The sequence below is a fragment of the Desulfatitalea tepidiphila genome (genome assembly GCF_001293685.1).
GTDB classification, from domain to species: domain Bacteria; phylum Desulfobacterota; class Desulfobacteria; order Desulfobacterales; family Desulfosarcinaceae; genus Desulfatitalea; species Desulfatitalea tepidiphila.
In genome coordinates, this window is the sequence record NZ_BCAG01000007.1 from 103,391 (window position 1) to 115,872 (window position 12,482).

Annotated in this window: 12 protein-coding genes; 3 read left to right on the plus strand and 9 right to left on the minus strand. The window is 58.8% G+C overall.

Annotated elements, in window-relative coordinates; genetic code table 11:
• Nucleotides 1-470 precede the first annotated feature (470 nt).
• Nucleotides 471-2,150, plus strand: a complete 1,680-nt coding sequence (ettA, locus tag DFT_RS24330; protein ID WP_054034316.1) for an energy-dependent translational throttle protein EttA — start codon at nucleotides 471-473, stop codon at nucleotides 2,148-2,150.
• A gap of 6 nt (nucleotides 2,151-2,156) precedes the next feature.
• Here the strand turns inward: ettA and DFT_RS24335 are convergent, their stop codons facing one another.
• From DFT_RS24335 to DFT_RS24360, 6 genes are all read right to left on the minus strand, one after another.
• Nucleotides 2,157-3,797 carry a hypothetical protein gene (locus DFT_RS24335; protein WP_054034318.1) on the minus strand — a complete coding sequence of 547 codons (1,641 nt, stop codon included), beginning with the start codon at nucleotides 3,795-3,797 and terminating at the stop codon, nucleotides 2,157-2,159.
• Between the two features lie 11 nt (nucleotides 3,798-3,808).
• Nucleotides 3,809-4,444 (minus strand): helix-turn-helix domain-containing protein, encoded by a 636-nt coding sequence (locus tag DFT_RS24340; RefSeq protein WP_054034320.1) that lies wholly within the window; start codon nucleotides 4,442-4,444, stop codon nucleotides 3,809-3,811.
• Between the two features lie 112 nt (nucleotides 4,445-4,556).
• Nucleotides 4,557-5,723, minus strand: coding sequence for a hydroxymethylglutaryl-CoA lyase-like TIM-barrel protein (locus DFT_RS24345; protein ID WP_054034323.1), 1,167 nt, complete (start codon nucleotides 5,721-5,723; stop codon nucleotides 4,557-4,559).
• A gap of 190 nt (nucleotides 5,724-5,913) precedes the next feature.
• Entirely contained in the window at nucleotides 5,914-6,696 is a 783-nt protein-coding gene (locus DFT_RS24350; protein ID WP_054034326.1) for an enoyl-CoA hydratase-related protein, read from the minus strand.
• A gap of 104 nt (nucleotides 6,697-6,800) precedes the next feature.
• Nucleotides 6,801-7,949, minus strand: a complete 1,149-nt coding sequence (locus DFT_RS24355) for an acyl-CoA dehydrogenase family protein (protein WP_054034334.1) — start codon at nucleotides 7,947-7,949, stop codon at nucleotides 6,801-6,803.
• 44 nt (nucleotides 7,950-7,993) lie between these two features.
• Nucleotides 7,994-8,602 carry a TetR/AcrR family transcriptional regulator gene (locus tag DFT_RS24360; protein WP_083453751.1) on the minus strand — a complete coding sequence of 203 codons (609 nt, stop codon included), beginning with the start codon at nucleotides 8,600-8,602 and terminating at the stop codon, nucleotides 7,994-7,996.
• A gap of 566 nt (nucleotides 8,603-9,168) precedes the next feature.
• On the opposite strand from DFT_RS24360, the gene DFT_RS24365 reads away from it, so the two are divergent.
• Nucleotides 9,169-9,864, plus strand: a complete 696-nt coding sequence (locus DFT_RS24365; protein ID WP_076750880.1) for a TetR/AcrR family transcriptional regulator — start codon at nucleotides 9,169-9,171, stop codon at nucleotides 9,862-9,864.
• 435 nt (nucleotides 9,865-10,299) lie between these two features.
• Nucleotides 10,300-10,452 carry a hypothetical protein gene (locus DFT_RS26410; protein WP_161807245.1) on the plus strand — a complete coding sequence of 51 codons (153 nt, stop codon included), beginning with the start codon at nucleotides 10,300-10,302 and terminating at the stop codon, nucleotides 10,450-10,452.
• Nucleotides 10,453-10,630: 178 nt separating this feature from the next.
• Here the strand turns inward: DFT_RS26410 and DFT_RS24370 are convergent, their stop codons facing one another.
• From DFT_RS24370 to tatB, 3 genes are all read right to left on the minus strand, one after another.
• Nucleotides 10,631-11,077: a cytochrome c3 family protein gene (locus DFT_RS24370; RefSeq protein WP_054034338.1), complete on the minus strand. Its 447-nt coding sequence runs from the start codon at nucleotides 11,075-11,077 to the stop codon at nucleotides 10,631-10,633.
• A 124-nt stretch (nucleotides 11,078-11,201) separates the two neighbouring features.
• The gene (tatC, locus tag DFT_RS24375) at nucleotides 11,202-11,981 is read right to left on the minus strand and encodes a twin-arginine translocase subunit TatC (protein ID WP_054034340.1); all 780 of its coding nucleotides are present in this window, start codon (nucleotides 11,979-11,981) and stop codon (nucleotides 11,202-11,204) included.
• On the minus strand, nucleotides 11,978-12,382 hold the full coding sequence (tatB, locus tag DFT_RS24380; protein WP_054034343.1) for a Sec-independent protein translocase protein TatB: 405 nt from the start codon (nucleotides 12,380-12,382) through the stop codon (nucleotides 11,978-11,980). The genes tatC and tatB overlap by 4 nt, the downstream gene beginning before the upstream one ends.
• Between the last annotated feature and the right edge of the window lie 100 nt (nucleotides 12,383-12,482).

Here is a 12,482-nt window from a genome sequence, read left to right on the forward strand (position 1 = left end):
CCACCGGACCTGTCAACATGCGGGACCGGACAGCAGGAATTCTGACTCGTGTCCGCCCACAAATGTCCAATTTGCCCGATATCGGCGTTGCACGAAAAATTTAATCCTCGGAATATCCGTCATATGCCTGCGGTTAAATTTTTCGTGCGCCTTGATCTCAACCAATTTTGCCTATTTGTGGACGGACACTAACTCAACGCGATTCATTAAACCCGGCGCGGGTGGAACAGGTGGCCGATGCCACACGCCCCACCCACGCCTGCCATCTTCATTGCAATGCAGATTTTTTTTCAAACACCTTCTTAAAGCAAGCCCTTCAAGGTGAATCACACTCAGTTAGAATTGCTGCTCTATCTGAAAAAGATTTGATTTCGTTCCCTTCTTCGTTTTAAACAGGGAAACTCAATCATCACCGACCGGCGCAAACCCAAGCCGTCTCAATTTTTTGCATTCGATCAGGAGGCCATACCATGGGCAACGACCCCAACAAGGTCATCTATTCGATGATCCGCGTGAGCAAATACTACGACCAGAAACCGGTCTTGAAAGATATTTCGCTATCCTACTTTTACGGCGCCAAGATCGGTGTCCTGGGGCTCAACGGCTCCGGCAAATCGTCGCTGCTGCGCATCCTTGCCGGTGTGGACACGGAATTCAACGGCGAAACGGTGCTCTCCCCGGGCTACACGGTGGGCTACCTGGAGCAGGAGCCGCTGGTGGATTCGCAGAAAACCGTTCGGCAAGTCGTGGAGGAGGGCGTTCAGGAGACGGTGGACCTGCTCAATACGTTCGAAGAAATCAACAACAAGTTCGCCGAACCGATGAACGACGACGAAATGGACCAGCTGATCCAGCGCCAGGGTGAAGTCCAGGAACGGCTGGACGCACTCAATGCCTGGGACCTGGACGCCCGCCTGGAGATGGCCATGGACGCACTGCGCTGCCCGCCGGGCGATACGCCGGTGAATGTGCTGTCGGGCGGCGAAAAGCGGCGCGTGGCCCTGTGCCGACTGCTGCTGCAGAAACCCGACATCCTGCTGCTGGACGAACCCACCAACCACCTGGATGCCGAAAGCGTGGCCTGGCTGGAGCGGCACCTGCAGGAGTATGCCGGAACGGTCATCGCCGTGACCCACGACCGCTACTTCCTCGACAATGTGGCCGGCTGGATCCTTGAGCTGGACCGGGGCCAGGGCATCCCCTGGAAAGGCAACTACTCGAGCTGGCTCGAACAGAAGCAGGAGCGCCTGCGTCGGGAAGAGAAAAGCGAAAGCACCCGCCAGAAGACCCTGGCGCGCGAACTGGAGTGGATCCGCATGTCCCCCAAGGGGCGCCATACCAAAAGCCAGGCCCGAATCAACGCCTACGAGCAGCTGCTCTCCCAGGAATCCCAGAAGCGCGAGCGGGACCTGGAGCTCTATATTCCGCCGGGGCCGCGGCTGGGTGATGTGGTCATCGAAGCGGACAACGTGCGCAAATCGTTCGGGGATAGATTGCTGATCGACGAGATGAGCTTCCGCCTGCCGCCCGGGGGCATCGTCGGCGTCATCGGCCCCAACGGTGCCGGCAAGACCACCCTGTTCAAGATGATCTGCAACCAGGAAACACCCGACAGCGGCACGATCCGCGTGGGTGAGACCGTGAAGCTGGCCTATGTCGACCAGAATCGCGAGCTCGACCCCCAGAAATCGATCTGGGAGGAGATCACCGGCGGCAACGAGCAAATCGAACTGGGCAACCGCCTGGTCAACTCCCGGGCCTACGTGGCGCGATTCAACTTCTCGGGCACCGAGCAGCAGAAGAAGGTCGGCACCTTGTCCGGCGGTCAACGCAACCGCGTTCACCTGGCCAAGGTGCTGCGGGAAGGGGCCAACGTGATTCTGTTGGACGAGCCCACCAACGACCTGGACGTCAACACCCTCCGGGCCCTGGAAGAGGCGTTGGAGAACTTCGGCGGTTGCGCCGTCGTCATCAGCCACGACCGCTGGTTTCTCGATCGCATCGCCACCCATATCCTGGCTTTCGAAGGCGACAGCCGGGTGGTCTACTTCCAGGGTAACTGGTCCGAATACGATGTCGACCGCAAGCGCCGCCTGGGCGCCGAAGCCGACCGGCCTCACCGCATCAAGTACCGGCAGTTGACAAGATGACGAAGTCTAAAGATCCGCGGTCGCCTGGGGCAGACGCCGTCGGCACGCCTCGGCAAAATCCTCGGGATAGTGGCCGTTGATCCAGCGCAGCTGGGCCTCGCTGAAGGCGCCCGGGGATTCGGGCAGGCGGGGAAGGAACGCATAGAGCAGGTGCTGTCCGTTGTCTCCGGCAACGAAGCGCTTGCCGTATTCGATGACCGTGATCATGGTGGCGCCCAAAGCGGTCAGCACCCGCATGCCGACGAGCATGGCCCAGTCTAATGCGCTCCGGACGGCCGCATCGGCTTCGACGATATGACCCACCGGCCGGCGTGTCACGATCTGCAACTCCCATTGGGAAGTCTGGGCCTTGGGCACGAAGAGCAGCACCCGGTCGTCCTGATAGACCACCAGGTCTCGGGGCCGGTCGTTGCGTCCATCCATGCGCCGATTGGCGGCGATGGCTTCCAGATAGCATTCGAAAAACCGTCGACCGGTGTGCCGTTGAAACGCCTCTATGAATCCGCGAATCATGTCTCCGCAGGCAAACGCATCCAGGCGGTCTCCAGGTAACCCCCCCGCGGCCTGGACGGTCGCCGGAATCAGGGCATACTGCTGGTGAATCTGCTGATGGGAGGCGTGCAGGCGGTAGCCGCTGGGTGCGTAGTCGAACCCGTAATTCCATCCCCACAACGTCGCCGTGAACGGCAGTCGGTCCGGATCGGCAACGGCCAAACGATCCGCCACCGCCAGCCGCAGCTGTTCCAACTCGACAGCGGTGAGCGCCCGCCGATTGGCCGGGATGGGCAGTTCGAGCATTGCGGCCAAGCGCACACAGGTGCGCTGGTAGTAGAGATGGCGCATGCCGAAGATGTCTTCGGGATTGAGCCGGCCCACGGCATATCGCACGGCATCGTCGGCCATGTTGGCCGCGAAATGACCCCAGGGAATGTAGCTGTTGCGCCGCAGGTACTCGAACACATGGCTGCCGTCACGGCGCCATTCGCCCACGATTTCGCTGTTGCCCTGGGCACCGGGCCGCAGCACCATCACCTGGCGGTAGGGCTCTGGCAGCGCAGGGTTGTTGGCCACCGCGTCGAAGAGCTGCTCGTCGTGGATCCGGGCCCTGGCTTGGCCGCCGGTACCGTTGGTGTATTGCATCCCGATGGGCACGCCGGTGACAGGGTCCTTTTCGAGACCACAGCAGGCCTCGGCCAAAGCCGTGAGGTCGACCGGATCGGTGGAGGTGACGGCCACGGCCAGTTGCAGGGGGCGCGGCAGATGGGCGATGAAGCCTGCCGTCTCCTGGTGGCTCAGTTGCCCGCCCACCAGGCTCTCACGTAGATATTGGGTCAGGGAAGAATCCGGCCGGGCCGGGATAGCGATGCGGCTCAGGTCGGCTGCCGCGCGATCGGCCCACCCCTTGCCAATGTAAGTGGTGCCTTTGAATGGAAAAGGATTGGCAATTTCGTAAATGGCATCCGCGGCCGGCTCCTCCACATCGGAAGCCGGAAAGTTGGCCGCATTGAGATGGGGGCGCCCCTCTTCCGTGTGACCCAAGACCGCAAGATCGTCGCCGGCGCGCAGATTAACGGTCGTGAACCGGGGCTGATGCAGCCCGAAGATGAACCTGCCCTCGGGCGACACGCAGGTCCGGAGGTCAACCATGGGCCACCCCCTTATTCGCTGTAGATAACCGCCAGCACCTTGGCGACTCCTTCCAGCGCGGTCAGCAGGTGGGGGGTGGTGGAGAGATAATAGACGCTGTCTCCGGGCTGGAGTTCGAACCGTTCTTCACCGATATGAAGCAAGACCTGGCCTTCGAGCACGTAAATAAACTCTTCGCCGGCATGCACCGAGCGCTCTTCGTCCGGCACGGCCTCCAGTTCGACCAGCAGGGCCTCCATGTGGCGGCCTTTGACTTCCGGCGCCAGGCTCATGTAAGTGTAGGCCGCGCGTGCGCTGCGCGCCGCCGAAGATCGCGACACGACCCGACGTTCATCCTTGCGGGTGACGGCATACAGCTTGTGGCCTTCTCCGGAAAGCAGGCGCTGCAGGGCGCTGTCCAACGCCTTGCTGAGCTTGATGATGGTGCCGAGCTGCGGGCTGATCGCATTGCTTTCGATTTCCGCCAGCATGGCGGCATCGAAGCCGGTCAGACGGGAAAGATCGATCAGGGTCAACCCCTTTTCTTCACGCAATTTCCTGATCCGATCGCCGATTTGTTCTCGGCAGGCATCGTCGCAGGATGCAATGTCGCCGGTCAGATCCTCGAAATAATCCACGTTGATCGGCGGCTTTTCTTCAGACGCCATGATGTGCCTCCTGACTCCCGCTGTTCGGGAAAGTGTCCGGTGTTAAGTTTTTGCCCCTCCATATAACCGGATTGAAGTGGTCCGGCAACCCGAATATCCGGTCCGATGCCGGCTATCGCCGCAGATGCTCGGGTAGCACGGCGGCGGCGCCCCATCCGTCAGGCAGATTCTGATCCGGCCGCTCACCGCGTTTGTTCTTGCGTTTGGCCAGCCCCGGCCGGGCGAAGCGCGGATGTCCCTCCTTGAGGGTGCGGCCGTTGATGATGGCCTCGCTGCGCAGGCGATGGCCTGCGGTGCGCTCGAGCTGGCGCCCCAGCCAGAGGATGCGGTCCACATCGTAGCCGTGCGCGATACCCATCTCGTCGATCTGCACCAGCAGATCCTCCAGGCAGATCAAGCCCACGTAGCGGGGATCGTTATAGTAGTACTCGCCGGTACCCGGCACCGGGCAGTCGTCGAGAAAATTGGCCGGCTGGCCGCCCAGGCCGCCCATGGTGGCCTCGAAGTGACAGATCCCGGCCTGCAGGGCGGCCAGCACCGAAGCCGACGCCACCCGCTTGGTCTCGTGGAAATGGGCGATGTGCAGGCGCGTATCGGGAATTTCGTCGAGAATCATGGAAAAATAACGGTAGACCTCCGGGGCCGAGGCGCTGCCGTCATGGTCGGCATGCTCGATGTCGTCGGCGCCGATCTCCAGCCAGCGTTTGGTGAACTCCACGGCATCTTCCAGCCGCGTGGCCCCTCCGATGGGGCTGCCCCAGATGGTGCTCACCGTGCCGCACATCTTGATGCCCGCATCCCGGCACTTTTTGGTGCAGCGTTCGGATTCCTCCCAATACTCGGGGAGCGTGCAACCCGAGTTGGCGAAATGGTGTTCCTCTTCGGTGGAGACCATCATCAGGACCCGGTCTGGTCCGATACCTTCCTCCTTGAGACGAATGGCGCGGTCCACCGCCGGTTCGCGGATGGTGATGGCCGTCAAAACCAGATCGTCATAATTGATTCCCTTGCGGGCGCAACGATCCTTGAACCGCTGGCTGCGCAGATGCTTGAGCAGCTCCTCGGCGTCGCTGAACTGGGGCATGAGAAAGGGGTTGCCCAGGTTGGTCACCTCGATGTTGCGGCAGCCGGCGAAGATCAGCTCCTCCAGGTAGAAGATCTTGGCCCGGGTGGAGATGAACTTCTCCAGGTGCTGGAACCCGTCACGGATCGTGATGTCGCCGATGGTCACCTTGCGCGGCATGCGCGGAAATATTTTCCAATAATCATATTCGGTCATGGCTCACACCTCATCTTGGTTTTAAAGTGATGACTTGCAACTCGAAACATGAAGGCTCCGGAAAAAGTCCGGAACCAGGTTTTCCCGTCATCCCGGCAAAAGCCGGGATCCAGTATTTTCAATAGGTGATGCGTTTTTCTAATATAATGATAGAATACCTTCACTTAACACTGAAAACTTTTCACTTTAACTATCTCCCCTTGTAATTCGGCTTGCGCTTTTCCCGAAACGCGGTCAGTCCCTCGGTCCGATCCTCGGTGGGGATGCAGATCCAATAGGCATTGGATTCGATGGCCAGGCCGGTGGCCATGTCGGTTTCCAGGCCCCTGTTGATGGCGTACTTGGCTTGTTCCACGGCCACGGGTCCGGACTGGCATATGTCGCGTGCCAGGCAGCGCGCCTCTTCCATCAGGTCGCCGGCCGGATAGACATGGTTGACCAGGCCGATCTGCAGCGCCTGGCGCGCATCGATGCGTCGACCCGTGAAGATCAACTCCTTGGCCATGCCCCGGCCGACCAGCCGCGGCAACCGCTGGGTGCCGCCGGCGCCGGGAATGATGGCCAGACGGGTTTCAGTCAGCCCCATGGTGGCGGTTTCCGAGGCCAGGCGGATATCGGATGCCAGTGCCAGTTCGGTGCCACCGCCCAAGGCCACGCCGTTGACCGCCGCGATCACCGGCCGCGGGAAGCTTTCGATGTCGTCCATAAGCCGGCGGATCGTGAAGATAAAGGCCTTGACCTCCTCGGGCGCCATGCCGGCCCGCTCCTTGAGATCGGCCCCGGCGCTGAAGGCGCGGTCGCCGGCCCCCGTGATGATGACCACGCGCACCGAAGCATCGAACCGCAGGGCGGCCATCTGCTCGCCCAGTGCTCTTAGCATGGCGAAATTGAACGAATTCATCACATCGGGCCGGTTCAGTGTGACAGCGGCGATGCCTTCGTCCACTTCGCAAAGCACCAGTTTGTCATTCATGATATCCCCCTTGTACGCAAATCAACCCATATTGCTCGAATTCAATCGGCACCATCCTTGACGCGCCACTTTCCAGTGTTCCGAATTTCATGCTTCCCTGCCCCCTAACAACCGATGTGTCTGGAGATGACGATGCGCTGCACCTCGGAAGTGCCCTCACCGATGTCCAGCAGCTTTTGATCCCTGTAAAAGCGCTCCACATGATAGTCTTTCATCAGGCCGTAGCCGCCGTGGATCTGCACGGCATGATTGGCCACCCGCCCCATCAATTCTGAGCAGTATAGCTTGGCCATGGCCGCCTCCTTGGCAAAAGGCCTGTGCCGGTCCCGCAACCAGCACGCTTTATAGAGCAAATTGCGGCCGCATTCGATCTCCATGGCGCTGTCGGCCAGCTTGAAGGCCACGGCCTGGAACTTGGAGATGGGCTGGCCGAACTGTTCCCGGCTGCGGGCATATTTAAGGGCCATTTCATAGGCACCCACGGCTCCGCCCAACCCCATGGCGCCGATGGAGAGGCGTCCGCCGTCAAGGGTCTGGAGCATCTGGTGGAATCCGTCGCCCGGCCGGCCCAGCATGTTCTCTTCGGGTACGCGCACGTCATCGAAATAGAGCTCACCCGTGTTGGAGGCGCGCCACATCAACTTGCCCTTCATGGCCACGGCTTTGAAACCGGGCGTTCCGCTTTCCACCAGGAAGCAGGTGTATTCGGGCTTGCCGCTGGAACGGGTCCCGGTCACGGCCTGCACCGTCACTCCCAGGGTCATGTCGCAGGCCGAATTGGTGATGAAGATCTTGGAGCCGTTGATCACCCAGTCGTTTCCGTCCTTGACGGCCGTGGTCTTGCTGCCGCCGGCATCCGAACCGGCCGTGGGTTCGGTGAGCCCGAATCCCCATAGGGCCTCGCCCCGGCACAGGGGCGGCAGGTACTTTCGCTTCTGCGCCTCGGTGCCGAAGTAGTAAAGGGGGCCGATGCCCAGGGAGTTTCCCGCTGCGATGGTGGCGGCCTGGGAGCCATCCACCCGCGCCACCTCTTCCACGGCGATGATATAAGAGAGGTAATCCAGCCCCTGGCCGTCGAAATCCTCGGAGACGATCATGCCGAAGAGGCCGATGTCACCCATCTTGCGCGTCAATTCGGCCGAAAAGCGCTCCTGGTCATCCAGTTCGGCCGCCACCGGCGCGATCTCCTTTTCCGCAAAAGCGCGCACCTCCCTGCGGATCATCTCCTGTTCACGGGTCAAGTCAAAATCCACCGTAGCCTCCTTTCTCGCGCCGGTCTGAATTCATCCCGTGGCATTCAATAGGACGCCCGGGCCGGCGGGCCGGCGCACGACCACTGCGCGGCCTTGAGTCCGTTAATGACGAAATTTTCGTAAATCTCGGCGATCTGCTCCACCGAAAACCGCCCTTCGGGCCGAAACCAGGACGCACCGGCCGTGCAAAGGGTTAAAATGGCATAGGAAAGGATCTTGATATCCCCACCGGCAAAGATACCGCCGTCGATACCCCGCTTGATGAGGCTTTGAAAAATGCGTTCGTAATCGTCGCGCTGGGTCACGATCAGTTTGAAATTTTCCGGCGAAAGACCTCGGAGTTCACTGCTGGCGATGAAGGTCTCCTTCTGGCGGCGCAGGTGAAATACCACATGGGTGCGCACCGCGGCCCGCATGCTCGCCTCGACGTCTCCGGCCCGGGCCAGGCCGGCCTGGAGGCTGCTGAGCAGATCCTGCATGGTGGTCTGCATGATGTCCAGCAGCAGCACCTCCTTGCCTTTGTAATGGTAATAGATGCTGGCCTTGCGGATATCGCAGCCCCTGGCGATTTCGCTGATGCTGGTGGCAAAATACCCTTTTTGAAAAAACAGGTCGATGGCCACCTGCTTGATCGTCTCTTTCATGGAACTCATGGGGCGTTGTCTTTCCAATCCAAATGGCGACAATGGGAATACAATTACAACAACTTGAAAATATTTGAATATGTCTTTTTATCCGCAGCCTACCGTCCGGTCGGTAGATCCAAGTTCACTTTAGCCACTCCCGGGACCGCTTGTCAAGCGATCAAAACGCATCCCAGCGACTCTAACTGGATGCTATTCTATTTATGATACCCGGCGTGGGTGGGACAGGTGACCGATGCCACACGCCAAGCGGTCAAGTGCCGCTAAAATGCACGGCGGGCCACCCAGAAACTCGCTGCGCTCAAACAGTCTGGGCCGCTTGTCCGCCGTTTGCATTCAACCGGCGCTAAACCGCATGGCTCACGTGGCCCTGGCCACCTGCCCCACCCATGCCTGCCATAGCCGTTGCAATGCGAATTTTTAATCAAACTCCCTATTTAATGCCTGCTCTTCAGGGTGAATCGATGCACTCGACTTTAGATCTTGACAGCCAGCCGGGGTAAAACGTAGGCTGCTTGAGCGCCCGCTCAGCAACCGCTGAGCGCCGGCCGTTCGGAAAGGGGAGATCACACCATATGGCCATTAAAAACAGCGCCTTCGAAGAGATTCCGACCCACGTCAAGGATCAGGGCCTGGTCGAACGCCGGCGCACCCAGATTGCGGACGCGGCCGTCGAGATGTTCCTCGAGCGCGGTTTTCACAAAACCACCACGCGGCAAATCGCTCGCGCAGCCGGTATTTCCAACGGCCTTCTCTATGAGTATGTCTCCTCCAAGGAAGATATCCTCTATCTGGTCTGCACGCTGATCCATACGGAAATGCAGAATGCGGTGAGCGACGCGTTGACGCGCGCCGATGCGGGCATCCATCCGTTGGCCGCCGCGATCCGGGATTATCTTCGGGTATGCCACCGCATGGGCGATCACATTCTGCTCATCTACCAGGAGACCCAGTCTCTGCCGGCAAAATGGCGCAAGGTCGTTTTGGAAAACGAAATCCGCATTACCGAACTTTTCGCCGATGTGCTGCGGCAACTCGTTAAGACGGGGGAGCTTTCGGCCATGGACCGCGACACCCTCGACCTGATCGCCCACAACATCTCGGTGTTAGGCCATATGTGGGCCTTCCGGCGCTGGTTTCTGGCCGGCCGTTACACCATTGACGATTATATCCGCATGCAGACCGAATTCATCCTGGCCCGCTGCCGGGAAGCCGGTTCAGAGCAGCCGACCGGGCTACCGGGCAAGACCCCCGACGAGATACCGAATTGACCCACAAGACAGCGAATTTCATCGCAAGGGACATGGCAGGCGTGGGCGGGGCAGGTGGCCAAGGCCACCTGCTCCAACCACGCCGGTTTAATTGATGGCATTCAGTTCGAATAGCTGGGCCTGCGGTTAGTTTCTTGAAAAACGCGCTGAACACTGGTAAGAGATGTTCAACCCGCTCGACGATGGTCGGAAGTGTTCCCTGCTGGTTTGGCGCACCACACTGGGAAAATAATACCATAAAGATTGGGTATCGCGATTTATATGCGGACCGGCGGTTTCGGGTCAAACAGAGTAGGCTTTGAAATATTGTTATTTATATCAATATGATATAAATAAATTGGTCAAATAGCAGCCAATAATATCACCGGCATGTTTTTTGCTGATTAGCGGGTTTAACGCTGGGTGGAAAGGTGATGAAGTATGGATCAGGGCTCAATGGTTACATACAGAGATTTTCGCCGAAAAATGGACGGCTTGTGCGGTATCGTCGAAGGATTGGTGCAAGGCAAACCCAACTATGTTCTGGTGCGTTGGGCTGGGAATTACAGCCAGAGCGAAGAGTGCGTTTCGGACCTCGAAGAAGTTTGAGCACCAAACCGTGAACCTTCCGATATCGCTGATAAGATCGAATCCGGGATAAATGGTGAAAATCAACCGCGAAACGGCGGCAGACAAATTCTTCGGCTTAAACTGAAGTCTAAAGCAGAAGGGCCGGTTGTCTCAGCGACAATCGGCCCTTCTGCTTTTTATCCTTCGGAAATCGAATCTACTTTTTCTTGGGATGGCAATCCGTGCACTTTTGCGGCGCAGCCTTGGTGTTGTTGTCTTTGTTGTATTTCTTGTGGCACCCGATGCAGTTTTCATGCAACGCGTTCGCGTGATACGCCAACTTCTCCTTTTTGGACAATCCCTTGGCGTTCTTGCCTTTCAACTCGCCGGGCTTGTTGTGACATTCGAAACAGCTCTTAACCGGGTCGCCGTCCTTCAAGTTGTTCAACGGCTGGCCCTTGTCGTCATGGTGACACTCCCCGCAACCGATCTTGTAATCGGTGCTGTGTTTCATGTGGGAAAAGACGACCTGGGTCTTGGTTTTCTCGTAGGGCGTCGCCATCTTGATCACGTCCGGCGCGGTGGCCGCATAAAGACCGGCCGCCGCGAACATCACCAATGCCAGTGCAGCGATGACCATCAATGCCAATGAACGCTTTTTCATCAATTGTTCACCTCCTTTGGAATGGGTATCCTGTAGGCTTGCCTACCAGGGGTTCTATCAACTCCGTTGTTGGCTGTCAACGGCGTGGCCTCCCACCACCGGTTCCGGCAATGTCCAAAAACGGCTACTCGGCGCCCTCCGTGCCCGCGGTTTGCGGCCCCTCCTCCGTATCTTCCGCCACCTCCTTTTTACGGCCGAAGATGCGCGCCCCGAATATACTCAATTCGTAGAGCAGCATCATGGGCACGGCCATGAGCACCTGGGACACCACGTCGGGAGGCGTAAGGATCGCGGCCGCTACGAAAAAAAGCAGGATGGCATACTTGCGATAGCGCTTGAGCATGTCGACCGATACGATGCCCAGCTTCGCCAGGAAGGTCAGCACCAGCGGTAATTCAAAAGCCACACCGAAGGCCAGCAGCAGCTTCGAGGCGAAGCCCAGGTACTCTTTCATGGAGGGCATGGGGCGAATATTGTCACTGGCGAAGCTGAGAAAAAACTCGAAACCGAGTGGAAAGACCACAAAGTAGCCGAACAAGGCGCCGCCCAGGAAAAATATGGTGGAAAGAAACAGGATGGGCAGCACCATCCGCCTTTCCTTGTCGTAGAGTCCTGGAGCCACAAACATCCAGAATTGATAGAGCAGATAGGGTGAGGCCACCATGATCCCGGAAATAAAGGCCGCCTTCAAAAAGGTGAAAAAGGCTTCGGGCAGATTGGTATAGATCAGGTGATCGCCCTCATTCATCACCTTGATCAGCGGCAGGGTGAGGACCTCAAAGATCTTTTCCTTGAAAGCATAAGAAAGCAGAAAGCCGATGGTCACGGCAATGAAGGATTTGATCAGACGAGAGCGCAGCTCCTCGAGATGGGCGGTAAACGGCTGTTTCTCCAAGTCGGTCATCGGGCGTCGCCCCCCCCGGACTTGGCTGTTGAATTGTCGACCGTTTTCGATCCGCCTTCCCCGCCGGGGTCATCCGGCTCCTTTTCGAGTTTGGCCAGGGCGATCTCTTCCGGAGTGGACTCTTTGGTGCCCGCGGGCGCTGCGCCGGATGCATCCAGCGGCCGGGTATCGATATCATCGAACGATCGCCGCAGGTCCTGATTGACCTCCTTCATGCTCTGGCGCACTTCGTCCAGACCGGTCTCCTGCTCGATACTCTGCTTGAGATCGTTGGTGGCGCGCTTGAACTCCCCCATGGCCCTGCCCAGGGATTTGGCCAGATCGGGCAGCTTCTTGGGGCCGATGACGATTAGCGCCACGGCCAGTATAAGCAGCAGTTCCGGCATGCCGATTCCGAACATGGAAGGACTCCTTTATGCTGTGATCGTCTCACGGCCGCCCAGCAACACAGGCCCCATGCCGTAAGCATTCTCTTGTATGGTTTTTCTCCAACCTTGTCAA